The sequence below is a fragment of the Pseudomonas sp. Marseille-Q5299 genome (genome assembly GCF_943737035.1).
GTDB classification, from domain to species: domain Bacteria; phylum Pseudomonadota; class Gammaproteobacteria; order Pseudomonadales; family Pseudomonadaceae; genus Aquipseudomonas; species Aquipseudomonas putida_E.
On sequence record NZ_CALSFR010000002.1, the window covers coordinates 1 to 18,873 of the forward strand.

Annotated in this window: 16 protein-coding genes; 9 read left to right on the plus strand and 7 right to left on the minus strand. The window is 61.7% G+C overall.

The window, feature by feature from the left end:
* Positions 1-218: 218 nt before the first annotated feature.
* Positions 219-1,286 carry a 23S rRNA (cytidine(2498)-2'-O)-methyltransferase RlmM gene (rlmM, locus tag NGJ21_RS04465; protein WP_046786477.1) on the minus strand — a complete coding sequence of 356 codons (1,068 nt, stop codon included), beginning with the start codon at positions 1,284-1,286 and terminating at the stop codon, positions 219-221.
* 223 nt (positions 1,287-1,509) lie between these two features.
* On the opposite strand from rlmM, the gene acnA reads away from it, so the two are divergent.
* Together acnA and NGJ21_RS04475 are read left to right on the plus strand one after the other, a co-directional pair.
* Complete coding sequence (gene acnA / locus NGJ21_RS04470) at positions 1,510-4,251, plus strand: aconitate hydratase AcnA (protein WP_251961885.1); 2,742 nt, start codon at positions 1,510-1,512, stop codon at positions 4,249-4,251.
* A gap of 260 nt (positions 4,252-4,511) precedes the next feature.
* Positions 4,512-6,077 carry a methyl-accepting chemotaxis protein gene (locus NGJ21_RS04475; protein ID WP_046786479.1) on the plus strand — a complete coding sequence of 522 codons (1,566 nt, stop codon included), beginning with the start codon at positions 4,512-4,514 and terminating at the stop codon, positions 6,075-6,077.
* 40 nt (positions 6,078-6,117) lie between these two features.
* Here NGJ21_RS04475 and NGJ21_RS04480 read toward each other — a convergent pair whose 3' ends face one another.
* The 5 genes from NGJ21_RS04480 to NGJ21_RS04500 all read right to left on the minus strand — a co-directional run bounded on the left by NGJ21_RS04480 (position 6,118) and on the right by NGJ21_RS04500 (position 9,492).
* Positions 6,118-7,002 carry a pseudouridine synthase gene (locus NGJ21_RS04480; RefSeq protein WP_046786480.1) on the minus strand — a complete coding sequence of 295 codons (885 nt, stop codon included), beginning with the start codon at positions 7,000-7,002 and terminating at the stop codon, positions 6,118-6,120.
* Between the two features lie 51 nt (positions 7,003-7,053).
* Positions 7,054-7,362 carry a hypothetical protein gene (locus tag NGJ21_RS04485; RefSeq protein ID WP_039603809.1) on the minus strand — a complete coding sequence of 103 codons (309 nt, stop codon included), beginning with the start codon at positions 7,360-7,362 and terminating at the stop codon, positions 7,054-7,056.
* Between the two features lie 71 nt (positions 7,363-7,433).
* Positions 7,434-7,865, minus strand: coding sequence for a D-Ala-D-Ala carboxypeptidase family metallohydrolase (locus NGJ21_RS04490; RefSeq protein ID WP_251961886.1), 432 nt, complete (start codon positions 7,863-7,865; stop codon positions 7,434-7,436).
* A 104-nt stretch (positions 7,866-7,969) separates the two neighbouring features.
* Entirely contained in the window at positions 7,970-8,209 is a 240-nt protein-coding gene (locus NGJ21_RS04495; protein ID WP_039603811.1) for a glutaredoxin family protein, read from the minus strand.
* A gap of 74 nt (positions 8,210-8,283) precedes the next feature.
* Positions 8,284-9,492 carry an ammonium transporter gene (locus NGJ21_RS04500; RefSeq protein ID WP_119689136.1) on the minus strand — a complete coding sequence of 403 codons (1,209 nt, stop codon included), beginning with the start codon at positions 9,490-9,492 and terminating at the stop codon, positions 8,284-8,286.
* 313 nt (positions 9,493-9,805) lie between these two features.
* On the opposite strand from NGJ21_RS04500, the gene NGJ21_RS04505 reads away from it, so the two are divergent.
* The 6 genes from NGJ21_RS04505 to NGJ21_RS04530 all read left to right on the plus strand — a co-directional run bounded on the left by NGJ21_RS04505 (position 9,806) and on the right by NGJ21_RS04530 (position 16,835).
* On the plus strand, positions 9,806-10,120 hold the full coding sequence (locus tag NGJ21_RS04505) for an ElaB/YgaM/YqjD family protein (protein ID WP_012313531.1): 315 nt from the start codon (positions 9,806-9,808) through the stop codon (positions 10,118-10,120).
* Between the two features lie 9 nt (positions 10,121-10,129).
* A complete protein-coding gene (locus NGJ21_RS04510; RefSeq protein WP_115275423.1) occupies positions 10,130-10,504 on the plus strand; it encodes a phage holin family protein in 375 nt (124 codons plus the stop codon).
* Positions 10,501-10,830 carry a hypothetical protein gene (locus tag NGJ21_RS04515; RefSeq protein WP_046786484.1) on the plus strand — a complete coding sequence of 110 codons (330 nt, stop codon included), beginning with the start codon at positions 10,501-10,503 and terminating at the stop codon, positions 10,828-10,830. The genes NGJ21_RS04510 and NGJ21_RS04515 overlap by 4 nt, the downstream gene beginning before the upstream one ends.
* A gap of 162 nt (positions 10,831-10,992) precedes the next feature.
* Positions 10,993-12,324, plus strand: a complete 1,332-nt coding sequence (locus NGJ21_RS04520; protein ID WP_046786485.1) for a deoxyguanosinetriphosphate triphosphohydrolase — start codon at positions 10,993-10,995, stop codon at positions 12,322-12,324.
* 279 nt (positions 12,325-12,603) lie between these two features.
* Complete coding sequence (locus tag NGJ21_RS04525; protein ID WP_046786486.1) at positions 12,604-13,224, plus strand: response regulator transcription factor; 621 nt, start codon at positions 12,604-12,606, stop codon at positions 13,222-13,224.
* A gap of 8 nt (positions 13,225-13,232) precedes the next feature.
* On the plus strand, positions 13,233-16,835 hold the full coding sequence (locus NGJ21_RS04530; protein ID WP_251961887.1) for a transporter substrate-binding domain-containing protein: 3,603 nt from the start codon (positions 13,233-13,235) through the stop codon (positions 16,833-16,835).
* Between the two features lie 39 nt (positions 16,836-16,874).
* Here the strand turns inward: NGJ21_RS04530 and NGJ21_RS04535 are convergent, their stop codons facing one another.
* Positions 16,875-17,219, minus strand: a complete 345-nt coding sequence (locus tag NGJ21_RS04535) for a YggL family protein (protein WP_012313525.1) — start codon at positions 17,217-17,219, stop codon at positions 16,875-16,877.
* A 187-nt stretch (positions 17,220-17,406) separates the two neighbouring features.
* Here NGJ21_RS04535 and dacB point away from each other — a divergent pair, with 187 nt between their 5' ends.
* Positions 17,407-18,870, plus strand: a complete 1,464-nt coding sequence (gene dacB, locus NGJ21_RS04540; protein WP_046786488.1) for a D-alanyl-D-alanine carboxypeptidase/D-alanyl-D-alanine endopeptidase — start codon at positions 17,407-17,409, stop codon at positions 18,868-18,870.
* Positions 18,871-18,873 lie beyond the last annotated feature (3 nt).

Consider the following 18,873-nt stretch of genomic DNA (forward strand, 5'->3'; position numbering starts at 1 on the left):
CTCGCTCCGGCCTTGCTCCCGGGAGGACCGCGCTGACGGCCCATCCATGGGCCGCAGCGCTTGACGGGCATCCATGCCCGTCACCTCCCTTCGCAAGACCTGCGCTCGGCCTCCTGAAGTCGCAATCTGCGGCGTCTGAACTATCGCGCGCTTAAAAGCAAAAGCAAGGCAACGGCAACGGCAACGGCAACGGCAACGGCAACGGCAACGGCAACGGCTTACTTTCGTGGTTTCAGGTCCAGCCTGCGCAGATGGCACGTCACTTCCTCGCGGTCGTGATACAGCTGCTTGCAGGCAATCGACACCTTGACCTTGCGCGCCTTGAAGGTCGCCTCCATGCGGTCCAGTAAGCGACGCACCTCGGCATATCGCTGCTTCATCGGCAACTTAAGGTTGACCACCGCCTCCCGGCACAAGCCCTCCCCCAACCAAGTCTCGATCAACGAAGTGGTGCGCGCCGGCTTCTCGACGATATCGCAGACCATCCAGTCCACCGGTTGCTTGGGCTGCCAAGTGAAGCCGTCGGCCATCAGGTGCTGAACCAGCCCGGTGTCCATCAAACTCTCTGCCATCGGCCCATTGTCGATAGCAGTGACCAGCATGCCACGGCGCACCAGTTGGTACGTCCACCCCCCCGGTGAAGCCCCGAGGTCCACCCCGGTCATGTCATCGCCCAGCCGCTGCTCCCACTGCTCCCGTGGAATGAACTGGTGCCAGGCCTCTTCAAGCTTCAAGGTCGAGCGGCTCGGCGCTTCACGCGGGAATTTCAAGCGCGGAATTCCCATCGGCCACAGCGCACTGTTGTTCGCCTCGGCAACGCCAACGAATACCCGACGACCACTGATGAAGGTCAGCAACAGGCGAGGCAGGCTGGCGTTATCGACCAAGCGGCCGGCTTTTTCCAAAGCCTTGCGCAGCGGCACCTCGAACTTGCGACAGAACGTCGACAACTCCTTGCCGTCATTGCTGTCCAGCACCTCCAGCCACAGGCTGCCAAACACCGGCAGTGTTGCCAGATGCTCGAGCAACACGCTGATCCGATCGGTCTCAGGCAGTTCGATGTAGCCGCCACGCGCCCACTGGCGCGGGAAGATCAGTTGGGCAAAGCGCAGCTGCGCCATCAACCGTTCGGCACCTTCGGCTTCGGCGCAGACAAACTCGGCGCAGGCGCTCTGCGGCTTGCCTTTGGCATAACCGGCAACCCCCAGGCGGGCAGCGTGTTCGCTGATCTCGGCGCAGACCTCGCCCTCGAACCCGGGCCGGCAATGCATGAACAGGGTATTCATCTCTCACTCCACTACGGCTGGCGCACCACAGGCGCCGGCAGGGCGGCGATGATAAAGGAAGATCGGAACCTGCGACATGCCCCGCCGGTCCAGAATAGGGTCAGGGCAGACAAACCGGTCTAACCTGACTCTTCAGCCAGGTCCGTACCGTGCGGGCCGAAACAGAGCGGTGACACCGGCATCATCCAGCCAATGCCGGGCACCGGTGCATAAGGAGTTGGCAATGCCCTCGCTCGATAGCCTGAAAACCCTCAAGACCCTCAAGGTGGCCGACCAGACCTACCATTACTTCAGCCTTACCGAGGCTGCACGACAACTAGGCGACCTGCAGCGCCTGCCCATGTCGCTCAGGGTACTGCTGGAAAACCTGCTGCGCTGGGAAGATGGCGAGACGGTCAGCAGCGACGACCTGCGCGCCCTCGCCGACTGGCTGCAAGACCGTCGTTCCGATCGCGAGATCCAATACCGCCCAGCGCGGGTATTGATGCAGGATTTCACCGGCGTACCGGCGGTAGTCGACCTGGCGGCCATGCGCGCTGCCATGGCCAAGGCCGGGGGCGACCCGCAGCGGATCAACCCGCTGTCGCCCGTGGACCTGGTGATCGACCACTCGGTGATGGTCGACCGCTACGCCACCCCCCAGGCGTTCGGTGAAAACGTCGACATCGAAATGCAGCGTAATGGCGAACGATATGCCTTCCTGCGCTGGGGCCAGAGCGCGTTCGACAACTTCCGCGTAGTGCCGCCGGGCACCGGCATCTGCCACCAGGTCAACCTGGAGTACCTGGGCCGCACGGTATGGACCCGTGAGGCCGATGGGCGCACCTATGCGTTCCCCGACACCTTGGTCGGCACCGATTCGCACACCACCATGATCAACGGCCTGGGCGTGCTCGGCTGGGGCGTTGGCGGGATCGAAGCGGAAGCTGCCATGCTCGGCCAGCCGGTGTCGATGCTGATCCCGGAAGTGATCGGCTTCAAGCTTACCGGCAAGCTGCGCGAAGGCATCACCGCCACCGACCTGGTGCTGACCGTGACACAGATGCTGCGCAAGAAAGGCGTGGTCGGCAAGTTCGTCGAGTTCTATGGTGACGGCCTGGCCGACCTGCCCTTGGCCGACCGTGCCACCATTGCCAACATGGCACCGGAATACGGCGCGACCTGTGGCTTCTTCCCGGTCGATGAGGTCACCTTGGACTACTTGCGCCTTTCGGGCAGACCGCAGCAGACGGTGCAACTGGTCGAACAGTACTGCAAGGCACAGGGCCTGTGGCGCCTGCCGGGGCAGGAACCGCTGTTCAGCGATACCCTGGCCTTGGACATGGGCGAAGTCGAAGCTAGCCTGGCCGGGCCAAAACGCCCCCAGGACCGCGTTGCGCTCGGCCAAGTCAGCCAGGCGTTCGACCACTTCATCGAACTGCAGCCCAAACCCCTGGCCAAAGAGGTCGGCCGCCTGGAAAGCGAAGGCGGTGGTGGTGTGGCAGTGGGCAATGCCGACCAGGCCGGCGAGATCGACTACAGCCACCAAGGCCAGACCTATACCCTGCGCGATGGTGCCGTGGTAATCGCCGCAATTACCTCCTGCACCAACACCTCCAACCCCAGTGTGATGATGGCGGCCGGCCTGGTGGCGAAAAAGGCCCTGGAGAAAGGGCTGCAGCGCAAGCCATGGGTAAAAAGCTCGCTGGCGCCCGGCTCCAAAGTGGTCACCGATTATTACAATGCCGCCGGGCTCACTCCTTACCTCGACCAACTGGGTTTCGACCTGGTCGGCTACGGCTGTACCACCTGCATCGGCAACTCCGGTCCACTGGACGAAGCCATCGAGACCGCCATCGGCAGCGCCGACCTGACCGTCGCCTCGGTACTGTCAGGCAACCGCAACTTCGAAGGCCGGGTGCACCCGCTGGTCAAGACCAACTGGCTGGCCTCGCCGCCACTGGTGGTGGCCTACGCCCTGGCCGGCAGCGTTCGCCTGGACCTTACCCGTGACCCGCTGGGCACCGGCAAGGACGGGCAGCCGGTGTACCTGCGTGACATCTGGCCCAGCCAGCAGGAAATCGCCGACGCCGTGGCCAAGGTCGACACGGCGATGTTCCACAAGGAGTACGCCGAGGTATTCGCCGGTGACGCCCAGTGGCAAGCCATCGAAGTGCCGCAGGCGGCCACTTACGTGTGGCAGGACGACTCCACCTACATCCAGCACCCTCCCTTCTTCGACGGCATTGGCGGCCCATTGCCGGTGATCGAGAACATCCAGGGTGCGCGCATTCTCGCCCTGCTTGGCGATTCGGTGACTACCGACCACATTTCCCCGGCCGGCAACATCAAGGCCGACAGCCCGGCCGGGCGCTACCTGCGCGAAAAAGGCGTCGAACCTCACGACTTCAACTCATACGGTTCACGGCGGGGCAACCATGAGGTGATGATGCGTGGCACCTTCGCCAACATCCGCATCCGCAACGAGATGCTCGCCGGTGAAGAAGGCGGCAACACGTTGTACGTGCCCACTGGGGAAAAGCTCTCGATCTACGACGCGGCCATGCGCTACCAGGCTGAAGGCACGCCGCTGGTGGTGATCGCCGGCCAGGAATATGGCACCGGCTCCAGCCGCGACTGGGCAGCCAAAGGCACCAACCTGCTGGGGGTCAAGGCGGTACTGGCGGAGAGTTTCGAGCGCATCCACCGCTCCAACCTGGTCGGCATGGGCGTACTGCCATTGCAGTTCAAAGCCGGGCACGATCGCAAGCAACTGGGGCTCACCGGCAAAGAGCGAATCGACGTACTGGGGTTGGCCGGGGTTCAGTTGAAGCCAGGCATGAGCCTGCAACTGCGCATCACCCGTGAGGACGGGCAGCAGCAAGACATTGAGGTACTGTGCCGGATCGATACGGTCAATGAAGTGGAATACTTCAAAGCCGGCGGGATTTTGCACTATGTGTTGAGGCAGTTGATCGCCAGCTGAAAGCCAGCTGACCGGGGCGCAAAAGCGCCCCTTTTTTGTGCCGGAGGCTGGCTCTTGGCCAGCCAATGAGTCATGATTTGACCTGCACGTCACTCCCTGCAATAAACCTGCAATAGTGACGCCATCTTTCGCGAACGTGCGGGCCTGCTAGCGTAATCCCCGCAGTCCGTTCCTGCGCCAGATCAACGAAGTTAAATATCCATTCAATAAAAGTACTGGCTTGCCGATATCTGTCGAAAGCCTTGCGGATTACTCAGCCCATGCGGAACAACCAGCCGATTACCCAACGGGAAAGGACTTTCCCTGCCCAACAACGCTTGATCTCGACCACCAATGCCAAGGGTGTGATCACCTATTGCAACGATGCGTTCGTCGAGATCAGCGGCTTCACGCGCGAGGAGCTGATCGGCGCACCGCACAACCTGGTACGCCACCCTGATGTGCCGCCTGCGGTGTTCGCCCACATGTGGCAGACCCTCAAGCAAGGCCAGCCCTGGATGGGCATCGTCAAGAACCGCTGCAAGTCGGGTGACCATTACTGGGTCAACGCCTACGTCACGCCGATCTTCGACAACAACCAGGTGACCGGTTTCGAGTCGGTGCGGGTCAAGCCCACCGCCGAGCAGATCCGCCGCGCCGAAGCCCTGTACCAGCGCCTGAATCAGGGCAAGCCCGCCGTTCCGCGCCGTGACAAGTGGCTGCCAGTGCTGCAGGACTGGCTGCCCTTCATCCTGGTCAGCCAGATCGGTTTCCTGATCGGCAACTGGCTCGGGCATTCCTGGGGCTTCGCCCTGGCCGCCGGCCTGTCGGTGCCGCTCGGCCTGCTCGGCCTTAGCTGGCAACAACGCGGCCTCAAGCGCCTGCTGCGCCTGGCCGAACAGACCACTTCCGACCCACTGATCGCGCAGATGTACACCGACAGCCGAGGCGTGCAGGCACGCCTGGAAATGGCCCTGCTCAGCCAGGATGCGCGCATGAAAACCTGCCTGACCCGCCTGCAGGACAGCGCCGAACACCTCAGCGACCAGGCACGCCAGTCCGACGTCCTGGCCCACCAGAGCTCTTCGGGGCTGGAGCGCCAACGGGTCGAGACCGAGCAGGTTGCCGCCGCCGTCAACCAGATGGCCGCCACGACCCAGGAAGTGGCCAACCATGTACAGCGCACCGCCGATGCCACACAGGAAGCCAATCGCCTGACCAGCCAGGGCCGGCAGATCGCCGGTGAAACCCGCGACGCCATCGAGCGCCTGTCGGCGGCCGTGGGTGAAACCGGCCAGACCGTGACGCAACTGGCCAAGGACAGCGACGAAATCGGTGGCGTGGTCGATGTGATCAAGGGCATTGCAGACCAGACCAACCTGCTGGCCCTGAACGCTGCCATTGAAGCAGCCCGCGCTGGCGAAATGGGCCGTGGCTTTGCCGTGGTGGCCGACGAAGTGCGCCAGCTGGCCCAGCGTACCGCTGAGTCCACAGGGCAGATCCATGGCCTGATTGCCAAACTGCAACAGACAGCCAACAACGCCGTGCTCACCATGGAATCTGGCCATCGCCAGGCTCAGGAAGGTGTAGAACGAGTGATGCAGGCTGACCAGGCATTGATGGGGATCAGCGAGGCGGTGGCCAACATTACCGACATGGCGACCCAGATCGCTGCCGCCACTGAAGAGCAGACTGCCGTGGCTGACGAGATCAGCCGCAACATCAGCACGATCGCCGAACTGGCCGACCAGACAGCCGAGCAGGCGCAGCATTCGGCGCTGCTCAGCGAAGCATTGACCACCACCGCCGGTGGCCAGTACTCACTGGTGGAGCGGTTCAACCGCTGACAACCCAGCGCCCCTTCGCGACCTTGCCCGCGAAGGGGCACTACCAACCGAGGGTCAGACGACTCTCGAAATAGCGCTCCTCCCCCGTCAACGGGTCGGCAAAGCGCAAGCTGTGTGCCAGCAGCTTCAATGGCCGCTGGTAATCATCTTCTACCTTGAGCAACTCAGGATAGAACGGGTCGTTACAGATCCCTGCCCCCAGTGCCGCCATGTGCACCCGCAGTTGATGCGTCTTGCCGGTCACCGGCGAAAGGCCGTAGCGCCATAGCTCACCCTGCTTCTCCAGCACCTCGGCCAGGGTTTCGCTGTTATCGTCGCCCGGTACCTCATGCATGCGGAAAAACGGCTCGCCATGCACCAGACGGCTTTTATGCACCAGCGGAAAATCACGCTGGGGCAAGGCCGGGGCGATGGCGTGGTAGCGTTTGTCGATGCGGCGCTCGGGGAACAGCCTTTGGTACGCGCTGCGGGTTTGCGGGTTGGCCGAGAACAACACCAGCCCTGCGGTATGCCGGTCGATGCGGTGCAACGGCACCAGGTGCGGGTTATCCAGGCGCCGGATCAAACGGCGCAGCAACGTCTGTTCGACATACTCGCCGGTTGGCGTAACCGGCAGAAAATGCGGTTTGTCGGCCACCACCAGATGCTCATCCACATGCAGGATGGCTTCCTCTACCGGGATCGGCCGCTCGTTGGGCACCTCACGAAAATAGTGCAGGCGCATGCCGCGACGGTAAGGCAGGTCGGCAGCGATCGCCTGGCCTTCGGCGTTGAGCACCCGGCCACGAGCAAAGCGGTCAAGCCACTGCGCACGCTCGATTGCCTTGAAATGGTCGCACAGGCAATCAAGTACCGTCGCCCAGTTGCCAGGTGGCAGGCAGACCGTGCTGGCTTGCTGGCGGGCGGGGTCGAAAGGCGTGGTCATGGCGAGACTCGGGGCAGGCAGGGCCGGGCATTATCCCCCAACCCCGCCAGCTCAACCAGCCTGGACCATGGCCTCGCTGCGCGCCTTCAGCCAGCGCAGAACCTGCACGGGCTCCCAGCGGCCGGGATCATAGAGCGCATACAGCAAGCCCTGGTAACCCACCACATCCAACCCTCGATGGTAGCCGGCCCGCTGGAACAGCGCCTCGATCTCGGCGAAGCAGGTATTGAAATGAACCTTGCCGAACGGCGTACGGTCATCGGTGACCAAGCCTTCGAGGCGCAGTTCCAGCACGGCGTCACATACCCGCTCCACCGGCATGCGGTTGACGCTGTACTTGAGTTGCTCGACATTGAGCATGGGCTTACCTCGATACTGTATTTATATACAGCATACGAACTTGCATACCCCGCCGTCAATTCATCCCCTGCTCACTGCAAACCTGGCAGGTAGCCTGTACCCCTGCGGATGGTCAGCACTTGACGGCGCGGGACGCTCGGCGTTACCGACAGGTGGACCCAACTGTCGAACTCGAGAATCATCTGGTCGAAATTCACTGCGCTTGCGCTCACCCGGCGGACCACTTCCCGATTACTGATGCCGAATATCTCGAAGTCCGCGGCCAAGCCGAGCAGGTGCTGGCTGCGCGGGGAGCCGCCTATACGCTTGTTCAACGCGGGGGACCGGTAGCCACTGCTGATGATTACCGGCAGGCCAAACAGGGCCCGCACCCGCTCAAGGGCTTCACACAGCAGGTGCAGGTTGCTGATGACTTGCTGCGAGGGCGTATTGTCCAGCCCTTCCCGAGCGGCGACCTGCGAGACAATCATCTCTTCCAGGGTAAAATTTGGTGTGATGAACATGACTGCATTCTCGACAAAGATGAGGTTCCGGCGTGTGTCGCCGGCACGGCATCTTCGGGTAACAGCTCAGCTCATGCAGGCAGGCGATGCTTCCCCTGCCGTTGTCATTGCGCGAGAAAGGCTACAACCTGTTCAGGATCGAACGGCCAGTGCAGTTCGGCCGAGGTATCGCAACGACGCAGCACGGGAATGATAAGCCCGTAACGCTCGAACAGCGCCTCGCTCTCGGCGATATCGACCAGTTCGACCAGCAGGCCATGATCGACGAAAGGCATGAGAACGGCTTCGGCCACTTCACACAAGTGGCACCCGACGGTGCCGAAGAGTTGGCATTCAGGCAGCATGGGGCGGGACCCGGTTTGGCATGGATGAGAAGCCTATTCTAGGTCGCCACCGCCCCATGTGCACCTGACCTGGTTCAATCCTGGCTGGTGGCACCGATGCGGTGCAGCGACAAGTCGGCGCCCTGAAACTCCTGTTCATGGCTCAGGCGCAGGCCGAGTACCGCGCGGATCAGCCCGTACACGACAAAGCCCCCAAGCAGCGCGATCAGCACCCCTGCCAGGCTCCCGATCAACTGGCTGGTCAGGCTGACGCCCCCCATACCGCCAAGGCTTGCCTGGCCGAAGATGCCACAGGCTATCCCGCCCCATACGCCGCATAGCCCATGCAATGGCCACACGCCCAGCACATCGTCGATCTTCCAGCGGTTTTGCGCGGCGGTGAAGCTCCACACGAACAGAACACCGGCCACCAGGCCAGTAGCCAGTGCACCGATCGGATGCATCAGGTCCGAACCTGCACAGATCGCCACCAGCCCCGCCAGCGGCCCGTTGTGCAAAAATCCAGGGTCGTTACGCCCGGCCAACAACGCTGCCAGGGTGCCGCCTACCATGGCCATCAGCGAATTGATCGCCACCAGGCCACTGACGCCTTGCAAGGTCTGCGCGCTCATGACATTGAAGCCGAACCAGCCGATGATCAGGATCCACGAGCCCAGCGCCAGAAACGGAATGCTCGACGGAGCGAAGGCCACCAGCCGACCATCACGGTACCGCCCCCGCCGTGCACCCAGCAGCAGCACTGCCACCAGTGCCAGCCAGCCGCCCATCGCATGCACCACCACAGACCCTGCAAAGTCATGGAAAGGCGCACCAAAACGCGCCTGCAGCCATGCCTGTGCGCCGAAGTTGCCATTCCATACCACGCCCTCGAAGAACGGATAAATGAAGGCTACGATCAACGCTGTGGCACACAGCTGAGGCACGAACCGCGCACGCTCGGCGATACCCCCGGAGATGATTGCCGGTATCGCTGCCGCGAACGTCAACAGGAAAAAGCATTTGACCAGGGCATAGCCGTGGTCGGCGGCCAGCTGGGATGCCGGGTGCAGAAAACTCACACCATAGGCAACCCAGTAACCGATGAAGAAGTACACCAGCGCCGAGATGGCGAAATCGCTGAGTATCTTCGACAAGGCATTGACCTGGTTCTTGTGGCGCACGGTGCCCACTTCGAGAAACGCGAAGCCCGCGTGCATGGCAAGCACCAGAATGGCGCCCATGAGGATGAAGAGCGTGTTGGAACCGTGGACCAGGGAGTCCATGGCGCTGTGCATGTTGTCCATGAAAAGGCAGACCTACTGAAAAAAGGCACCAGGACAGTTCAAGAACCTGCATCCATGCACCGGATCGGTGCCAGCCCATTGCCCGGGTACGGTGGACCGAGCGAAGCCTGCGTGGTTTTTTCTTGGGTTTGTCGTGGATTGGGTTAAGGTTTATCGGTATCTGCCGGGGTCGACGCCCTGTATCGGCGCATCGCTCCGGTCTACGCCCCGCGTTGTGGCAATCTTCATTAGCAAGGCCCATACCAGCGACGAAGTGAACCTTCAGCGCACAGCGAAACTCGAATTACCTACACACCTACACAGGGAGAGCACCATGGCCAGCAAATCGGCAAAGACTGCACAAGAGATATTGATGGCGGACTTCCAGGCTTTGGTCCGTGACACCGAGAAGCTTCTGGCCGACACAGCCAATCTGGCGGGCGACCAGGCCGATGAGCTGCGTGAGCAGATCCACGAGCGCCTCACGCAGGCCCGCGAAACCTTGCAACTGACTCAGGAATCGGTGCGTGAGCGTGGCCAGGCGGCCTTGGGTAGTGCCGAGCACTACGTTCAGGAAAACCCTTGGCAGGCCATCGGCATAGCCGCAGGTGTCGGCCTGCTGATCGGCCTGTTGGCCAATCGGCGCTAAGGAGCCTCCATGGAGAATGACGCCATTGGCACCGGTGCCTCGGGCAGGCGCCTGGGCGCCGCGATACTGGGGCTGCTGCACAGCCATATCGAACTGTTCGGTATCGAACTGCAGGAGCAGAAAGGACGCACCCTGAGCCTTTTGCTGTTCGCTGGCCTGGCGCTGGTGTTCGCACTGCTGCTGCTGACAGCCTTGTCGGGCCTGCTGCTGGTGTTGCTGTGGGACAGCTACCGCCTGGCAGGGATCATCGGCCTGTGTGTGTTTTATGGTGTGGCTGCGCTGTATTGCGGCCTACGGCTGAGGGCGGCGGTATTCGACGAGTCCTCGCCGTTTGGCGCCACCCTCGAAGAACTTGCCAAGGACCGGGAGCGCCTGCTGCCATGAGCCTGCCTGAACTACCCAATACGCGTAACCCTCGGGAGCTGCGCAAAGCCCTGCTGCGCCTGCGCATGGAAATGCATCGCCAGCAGATCCGCCAGGAGTCCGGGCAAATGCTGCAGCCACTGCACCGCCTGCGTGGCATGGGCGGCTCATTGCAAGATGGCCTGGGCATCAAACACGCTCCCCTATGGGGCATTGGTGCGGTGGTTGCGCTGGGCTTTCTGACCGGCAAGGGGGTGCGCAGCGGCAACCTGTCACGCCTGGTGCGCCTGGGCACTACGCTGCTGCCGCTGTTGAAGGTGTATCTGCAAGGCTCGCGGCGCTCCTGAGCCACCTCCAGAGTCTTCACTCGCAGGTGACCCACGCGTTTCAAGCGTGGCAAGCACCTGTGAGAGACGGCTTGCCGACGATCAGGCCGGTATCGATTTTCCGCTTGCATAGCCCTGCGCGACACCGGAAGCTACGCCATTCGACCTACAGGAGAGCGAGCCTTGGACTGGCACACCCTGCTCACCCGCGAGCGCCTGGGCAAAGCCCTGTACAGCCCCGATGAACTGGGGCGCAGCCCCTTCCACAAAGACCACGACCGGATCATCTTCTCAGGCGCGTTCCGCCGCCTGGGGCGCAAGACCCAGGTCCACCCCGTCTCCAGCAACGATCATATTCACACGCGCCTGACCCATTCCCTCGAGGTAAGTTGCGTAGGGCGCTCATTGGGCATGCGCGTCGGCGAAACGCTGCGCGACAGCCTGCCAGACTGGTGTGAACCCAGTGATCTGGGCATGATCGTGCAGTCCGCCTGCCTGGCCCACGACATCGGCAACCCGCCGTTCGGCCACTCAGGCGAAGATGCCATCCGCCACTGGTTCCAGCAGGCTGCAGGGCGCGGCTGGCTGGATGACATGACGGATGACGAGCGCGGCGACTTCCTCAACTTCGAAGGCAACGCCCAAGGGTTTCGCGTGCTCACCCAGCTTGAGTATCACCAGTTCGACGGCGGTACCCGGCTGACCTACGCGACCCTCGGTACTTATCTCAAATACCCTTGGACCGCCCGGCACGCTGATGCCCTGGGGTACAAGAAGCATAAGTTCGGCTGCTACCAGAGCGAGTTGCCGCTGCTCGAACAGATCGCGCACAAGCTCGGCCTGCCGTTACTTGAGGAGCAGCGCTGGGCGCGCCATCCACTGGTCTACCTGATGGAGGCAGCCGATGACATCTGCTACGGCCTGATCGACCTGGAAGACGGCCTGGAGATGGAGTTGCTGCAGTACGCCGAAGTGGAGGCGCTGCTGCTCGACCTGGTGGGCGATGACTTGCCAGAAACGTATCGCCAGCTTGGCCCTGCAGATTCGCGGCGACGCAAGCTGGCCATCTTGCGTGGCAAAGCCATCGAGCACCTGACCAACGCCGCCGCGAGCGCCTTCGTCGAGCAACAGCAGGCATTGCTTGCCGGGCAGTTGAGTGGCGACCTGGTCGAGCACATGCACGGCCCGGCCAAGCGCTGCGTGCTTCAGGCCAAGGACATGGCACGCAACAAGATATTCCAGGACAAGCGCAAGACGCTGCACGAAATCGGTGCCTACACCACCCTGGAAATCCTCCTCAACACGTTCTGTGCTGCGGCCCTTGAGCAGCATGGCGGGCGCACCCCCTCCTTCAAGAGCCGCCGCGTACTCGATCTGATTGGTAACAACGCCCCACACCCGCATGATTCTTTGCACAAAGCCTACCTGCGCATGATCGATTTCATCGCCGGCATGACCGACAGCTATGCCAGCGAAATGGCCCGCGAGATGACCGGGCGGTCCAGCCCGACCTGAACCTGGGTACTGCCGCATGCCTTTGCGCATGCGGCCCATTATAGTGAGGGATATCTCCTACAACTGCCGCCACTTGTTAAACAGAACGAATATTTACAAAACAAAAAGTTACCAAGAGTCCTTTGACACTGATTCAAATCATTACACTTCGTAGCTCTAATTGCTTTCTGCTGTAAGCCATTTCCCATATACGTTTAATCGCCACACTTCACACCCCATGTCAGATGCAACTGGGTTAATGTGCCCCCTGCCTCGTCATCCGCCGCAGGGAAGTTGAACATGCACTCCGTATTTATTGTCGATGACCACCCGGTCATCCGCCTGGCTGTCCGTATGCTGCTTGAAAACCAGAACTACAAAGTCGTAGGCGAATCGGACAATGGCGTGGACGCCATGCAGATGATCCGCGAAACAATGCCCGACCTGGTGATTCTGGATATCAGCATCCCCAAGCTTGATGGCCTCGAGGTCCTCTCGCGCTTTCAAACCATGGCCTTGCCGCTGAAGGTGCTGATCCTGACCGCGCAATCGCCTGCGCTGTTCGCCGTGCGCTGCATGCACTCAGGTGCGGCAGGCTATGTATGCAAACAGGAAGACCTGAGCGAACTGCTCAGCGCTATCAAGGCGGTACTGGCCGGATACAACTACTTTCCCAGCCAGGCCATCCACACGGGCCACGAAACAGCAGACACCGATCTCAGGCTTTTCCGGCAGGTCAACGATCGCGAACTCATGGTGCTGCAACTTTTCGCCCAAGGGCGCAGCAACAAGGAAATTGCCAAAGGCATGTTTCTCAGCAACAAAACCGTCAGCACTTACAAGAAGCGCCTGATGCAGAAACTCCAGGTCGACACCTTGGTCGACCTTATCGAGATGGCCAAACGCAACGCGCTGGTCTGAGGTGTCAAATGGCGCAACTCCTTGCCTGGCTGGCCCTTGCACTGTCATTGGCCTGCTGCGCAGCGCAGGCTTCTCAGCTTGAGGCGGTACCGTATTCCCTTCTTGCCCGCTCCTCTGCCTCACCGGTAACGCCGCCACTGACCGCGCCACAGAGGGAATGGCTGATGGGCCGGCAATACCTGAAGCTGGGCACGTCAGCACCGGATTATCCGCCCTTCGACATAACCAGTGGCGGGCGCGACTATCAAGGACTCACCGCCGAATATGCCAGCCTGATCGGCAAGGTACTGCAGGTGCCGATTCGAGTGTTGCGCTATCCCAACCGGCAAGCTGCAGTAGAGGCGCTCAAGAAGGGGGATATCGACTTGCTCGGCAGCGCCAATGGCTATGAAGCAGCGAGCGAAGGCCTGGCGCTTTCGCACCCTTATGCCGTCGACCAGCCGGTGCTGGTGACCCGCGAAGACGAACGCCGTACGCTCAATCGCGGCATGGACGGCATGCGTCTGGGCATGTTGTATCACTACCTGCCCCGAGAAGAAGTCAGCACTTTATATCCCCAAGCCGAACTGCTGGCCTTCGGTTCGTCTTCCCAAGCCCTCAATGCCGTCGCGTTCGGGCAGGCTGACGTATTCATCGGCGATACCATATCCACTCACTATCAGCTCAACCGCGGTCACCTGCCGCGCCTGCGCATGGCAAGCTTCGGCAAACATGAGAGCGTCGGTTTCAGTTTTGCAATGCGCGCCCAGGATACCCATCTCAAGGACCTGGTGAACCTGGCCCTGGAGCGCCAGCCAGCCGCCGTGCGCGCCAGCATCTTCAAACGCTGGAGCGCCGGCAGCGACCTACTGTTGAGCGACCGGAAGCTGCAGCTCACGGCCGAAGAGGAGCAGTGGTTGCGCCGCCATCCTGTGATGCAGGTGGCTATCGACGAGACGGCCGCACCGCTGTCCTATTTCGACGGCAATGGCCATTTTCGCGGGATTACCGCCGACCTGCTGGATCTGATCCGCCTGCGCACAGGGCTGCGCTTCGACGTTCAGCGTGCCAACGGCATTGCCGAGATGATCGCCCGGCTTGAGGACGGGCGCGTGAACATGATCGCAGCGCTTGCCGTGGATGACATGAGCGAGGAGCACTTGCAACTCAGCCGACCTTACCTGGAAAGCACCTATGTGCTGGTCACGCGCACCGAAACGCCCCAGTACACTTCACTGGAACAACTGCAGGGCCGCCGCATCGCCATTACCCGCTACAGCGAGATGTCCGAACTGCTGGCGACCCGGTATCCGCAAACCGGCTGGATCGAGACCGAAAGCCCCTACTATTCCATGGCACTGTTGAGCAGTGGCGCAGTCGATGCCGTCATCACGACCTTGATCGATGCCAACCACGCCATAGCAGGTAACGCCAAACTGGTCATCCGCAGCACGGTAGGTACCGATCCTGCGAGCTTCGCCATGGCCACCTCGGCACAGGCAACAGAGTTGGCATCGATTCTGGACAAGGCCCTGCTGAGCATTTCGCCGGAAGAACTGGGGGTGATCAACAACCGCTGGAGTGGTTACAGCCAGCATGATGACAGCAATTGGCTAGGCTTCAGGCGCCTTGCCTTGAAAGTGTTGCTGGGGACCGCTTTGCTCCTGCTGGCGGCGCTGCTGTGGAACGCCCGGTTGCGCCGCCAGATCAAACAGCGCCAGCACGCCGAGCGCGCCCTGAACGATCAGCTGGAGTTCATGGGCGCACTGCTCAATGGCACGCCGCACCCCATGTACGTGCGGGACAGGGCGGGCTGCCTGCAAAGCTGCAATGCCAGTTATCTGGAAGCGGTGCAGGCGACCCACGACGAGGTCATAGGCAGGCGCCTGGAAGACAGTCTGTTCGCGGGTTCGGAAAGTACCCGGCAGATCCATGCCGATTATCTGCAGGTGATGGCGGCCGGGGTTCCGCTGATCATCGACCGCCCCTTGCGGCTCAAGGATCGCGAAATCACGATCTACCACTGGATACTGCCGTACCGTGATTCACTCGGTGAAGTCCAGGGCATCATCGGTGGCTGGATCGACATCAGCGAGCGGCGCAAGCTGGTGCAGGAGCTGCGCGAGGCCAAGCAACTGGCTGATGATGCCAACCGCGCCAAGAGTACCTTCCTGGCGACCATCAGCCATGAGATTCGCACCCCGATGAACGCGGTCATCGGCATGCTCGAACTGGCGGTCAAGCGTGCCCATCAAGGGCAGATCGATCGCACCTCGCTGGAAGTCGCCCACCATTCGGCAAAGGACCTGCTGGGCCTGATCGGTGACATCCTGGATATCGTGCGTATCGAGTCCGGCCACCTGTCCCTTGCGCCCGAGCCTGTCGACCTTGCGGCGCTGGTCGAATCGGTGAGCCGCGTGTTCGATGGCCAGGCACGGCAAAAAGGCCTGGCCTTCGACGTCGTCATCGACTCCAGCGCACGCTGCCACGTCCTGCTCGACCCACTGCGTTTCAAGCAGATCCTGTCCAACCTGATCAGCAATGCCATCAAGTTCACCGGGCAGGGCCAGGTGCGCATCAGCCTCAGCCTGCGCGAAGAAGCCCCGTCAGCGCCCCCAAGCCTTGACCTGGAAGTGCGTGACACCGGCATTGGCATTCACGACGATGACCTGCAACGCCTGTTCAACCCCTTCGTTCAGGCCAACCCGCATAGCCAGGGGGCTCGCGCAGGCACGGGCCTGGGCTTGGCCATCTGCCGTAGCCTGTGCGAAATGATGGGCGCAAGCCTGAGCATCAAGAGCGTGCCGGATTTCGGCACGCAGGTTCGCTTCAGCGTACCGCTGCAACGTGTCGACGCACTGCCGCCGCAGGTGCTGGAAGCCGATGACATGGATGTACCCGATGCCCGGCTGAAGGTGCTGGTGATCGACGACCACCCGGCCAACCTGATGCTGATGGCGCAACAGCTGGGGTACCTGGGCCTGAGCCAGGCCACTGCCAGCGATGGCCGCGAAGGCCTGGAAAAATGGCGTGAAGGGCAATTCGACGTGATCGTCCTCGATTGCAACATGCCGCACATGAACGGCTATCAGCTCGCGGCCGCCGTGCGCGCCGAAGAACGCCAAAACGGGCGCCCTCACTGTGTGATCCTGGGCTATACCGCCAACGCCCAGCCCGAAGTCAGGCAAAAATGCCTCAGTGTCGGCATGGACGACTGCCTGCTCAAACCCATCAGCCTGCGCACACTCAGCCAACGCCTGGCGAATATCGCTCCCAAACGGGAGCAGGCCGCAACGAAGGTACCATTCAATATCAAAGGTCTGAACAGTATCGTTGGCGACAACCCCAACGACCGTGAACTGTTTCTCAAGGCCTTGCTGATGAGCCTGCAGCAGGACCTGACAAAACTCATGGCCCTGGACCCTGACCTCGAGGCTGAGGCCGTCGGCGAGCAGGCACACAAGATCCTCAGCGCGGCGCGGATGCTGGAAGCGCAGCACTTGATGGCGGCCTGTGAGGCCCTTGAACAAAGCGGGTTGCCCGCATCACAGCTGAAACTGCGGCGACAGGCTTTGGCACGGCACATGCGCCGCGTAGAGAAAGCCTTGGCCAGAGAACTGACCAAGCCTTGATGAAGCGGCCGCCCGAGCGGGCGCCGCTTCAGCCATGCATCAGGAAGCCGGGTTGATCGGCTTTTCCGGATACCAGGCGTCCAAGAGCGGGCTGACTTCGATGGAGGTCAGTTCGCTACGGCCTTTGAGCCAGGCTTCGACAGTGGCGCGTTGCTCTTCGCTGACCGAGCCACGCTCTGCCAGGCAGACCAGGCCGAAATCATCACCACCGACATAGTCCAGGCCGTTGGCGTCCATGGCTTCTGCCAGGAAGGCGTCGAGGAAGGCATCGATGGCTTCGTCGGACAGGTCTTCCTTGAAACCCAGGTTCAATTCAAAACCCAGCTCCTGGAATTCATCAACGCACAGCTTCTTGCGCAGACGACGGGAACGGTTGGTAGCCATGAAACAATCCTCTTGAGTAATAACGCGCGGCACTTTAACAGTTTCCGCAGTACAACGGCGCTTTTCCGTCGAACGTGGCGCATGAGCGCGGCGCTTGGGGCATAATGCGCACTATATTTCGTAGAGGGGCGATCATCTCATACAGCCCCTATGTCTTTTTCCCTCGTCCGCAGGGTATGAATCTCATATGATCAAATCGCTCCGCCCCCTCGTTCTCGCCGGCATGCTCCTGCCGTTCGCCCTGCCCAGCCAGGCCGCAGCCGTCAACACCACGCTGCCCCCCAAGGTTCAGCAGGCGCTCAAAGCCAGCAAACTGCAGGACACAGCACTGTCGCTGGTGATGCTGCCGCTCAATGGCCCCGGCACGCCGACCGTGTTCAACGCTGATGTCTCGGTCAACCCGGCCTCGACCATGAAGCTGGTCACCACCTATGCAGCCCTCGAACTGCTCGGCCCGACTTTCCAGTGGAAGACCGAGTTCTACACCGATGGCACCCTGAGCAACGGCGTGCTCAACGGCAACCTGTACCTCAAGGGCGGCGGTGACCCGAAGCTGAACATGGAGAAGCTATGGCTGCTGATGCGTGACCTGCGCGCCAACGGCGTTCGCACCATTACCGGTGACCTGGTGCTGGACCGCAGCCACTTCGTACAGCCCAACCTGCCGCACTTCAATGATGACGGCGGTGACGTGAACAAGCCCTTCCTGGTCAAGCCCGACTCCTTGCTGGTCAACCTCAAGGCCCTGCGCTTCGTCGCCCGCAACGATGGCGGCAAGGTGACCGTCGCCGTCGAGCCACCCATTGCGAGCATTCGCATCGACAATCAGGTCAAGGCAGTTGCCTCCAGAAAATGCACTGGCGATGTACGCTACAACCCGGTGCCTCAAGCCGATGGCATGAATGTCGTGGTCAGCGGCCAGCTGGGCGATGGCTGCAACTCGCAGACGTACCTCGCGCTGCTCGATCACCCCACCTACGCCGCCGGTGCCGTGCGCGCGATCTGGAACGAACTGGGGGGCAGCATTCAGGGCCGTGACCGCATCGAAAACGTACCCAAGGGCGCTCGCCTGCTGGCACGGGCCTTCTCGCCCGACCTGGTGGAGGTGATCCGTGACATCAACAAATACAGCAACAACACGATGGCCCAGCAGCTGTTCCTGAGCCTCGGCGCACAGTTCCGTACCGATGCCGATGGCGACGATGCCCGCGCAGCCCAGCGCGTGGTTCGCCAGTGGATGGCCAAGAAAGGTATCACCGCGCCCCACCTGGTGATGGAAAACGGCTCTGGCCTGTCGCGCGCTGAACGGGTAAGCACGCGCGAAATGGCCGCACTGCTGCAGGCGGCGTGGAATAGCCCCTACTCCGCAGAATTCATCAGTTCAATGCCGTTGGTGGGCATGGACGGCACCATGCGCAAGCGCCTCAAGCGTACCGCCTTGGCCGGTGAAGGCCACATCAAGACCGGCACCCTGAATACCGTACGCGCCATTGCCGGCTTCAGCCGTGACAGCAACGGCAATACCTGGGCAGTGGCGGCGATTCTCAACGACCCGAAACCTTGGGGGGCATCGCAGGTACTCGACCAGGTACTGCTGGACCTGTATCGCCAGCCCAAAGCCGCTAACCGGACGGTAGGCGTCAACCCATGATCT

What these genes read in the sequence shown, in the direction of transcription:
- NGJ21_RS04500 (WP_119689136.1), bottom strand. Translation starts at nt 9,492, where the DNA reads ATGGACAACATGCACAGCGCCATGGACTCCCTGGTCCACGGTTCCAAC.
- NGJ21_RS04505 (WP_012313531.1), top strand. Translation starts at nt 9,806, where the DNA reads ATGGCCAGCAAATCGGCAAAGACTGCACAAGAGATATTGATGGCGGAC.
- NGJ21_RS04535 (WP_012313525.1), bottom strand. Translation starts at nt 17,219, where the DNA reads ATGGCTACCAACCGTTCCCGTCGTCTGCGCAAGAAGCTGTGCGTTGAT.
- dacB (WP_046786488.1), top strand. Translation starts at nt 17,407, where the DNA reads ATGATCAAATCGCTCCGCCCCCTCGTTCTCGCCGGCATGCTCCTGCCG.
- NGJ21_RS04525 (WP_046786486.1), top strand. Translation starts at nt 12,604, where the DNA reads ATGCACTCCGTATTTATTGTCGATGACCACCCGGTCATCCGCCTGGCT.
- NGJ21_RS04515 (WP_046786484.1), top strand. Translation starts at nt 10,501, where the DNA reads ATGAGCCTGCCTGAACTACCCAATACGCGTAACCCTCGGGAGCTGCGC.
- NGJ21_RS04495 (WP_039603811.1), bottom strand. Translation starts at nt 8,209, where the DNA reads ATGCTGCCTGAATGCCAACTCTTCGGCACCGTCGGGTGCCACTTGTGT.
- NGJ21_RS04490 (WP_251961886.1), bottom strand. Translation starts at nt 7,865, where the DNA reads ATGTTCATCACACCAAATTTTACCCTGGAAGAGATGATTGTCTCGCAG.
- NGJ21_RS04530 (WP_251961887.1), top strand. Translation starts at nt 13,233, where the DNA reads ATGGCGCAACTCCTTGCCTGGCTGGCCCTTGCACTGTCATTGGCCTGC.
- NGJ21_RS04480 (WP_046786480.1), bottom strand. Translation starts at nt 7,002, where the DNA reads ATGACCACGCCTTTCGACCCCGCCCGCCAGCAAGCCAGCACGGTCTGC.
- NGJ21_RS04485 (WP_039603809.1), bottom strand. Translation starts at nt 7,362, where the DNA reads ATGCTCAATGTCGAGCAACTCAAGTACAGCGTCAACCGCATGCCGGTG.
- acnA (WP_251961885.1), top strand. Translation starts at nt 1,510, where the DNA reads ATGCCCTCGCTCGATAGCCTGAAAACCCTCAAGACCCTCAAGGTGGCC.
- NGJ21_RS04510 (WP_115275423.1), top strand. Translation starts at nt 10,130, where the DNA reads ATGGAGAATGACGCCATTGGCACCGGTGCCTCGGGCAGGCGCCTGGGC.
- rlmM (WP_046786477.1), bottom strand. Translation starts at nt 1,286, where the DNA reads ATGAATACCCTGTTCATGCATTGCCGGCCCGGGTTCGAGGGCGAGGTC.
- NGJ21_RS04475 (WP_046786479.1), top strand. Translation starts at nt 4,512, where the DNA reads ATGCGGAACAACCAGCCGATTACCCAACGGGAAAGGACTTTCCCTGCC.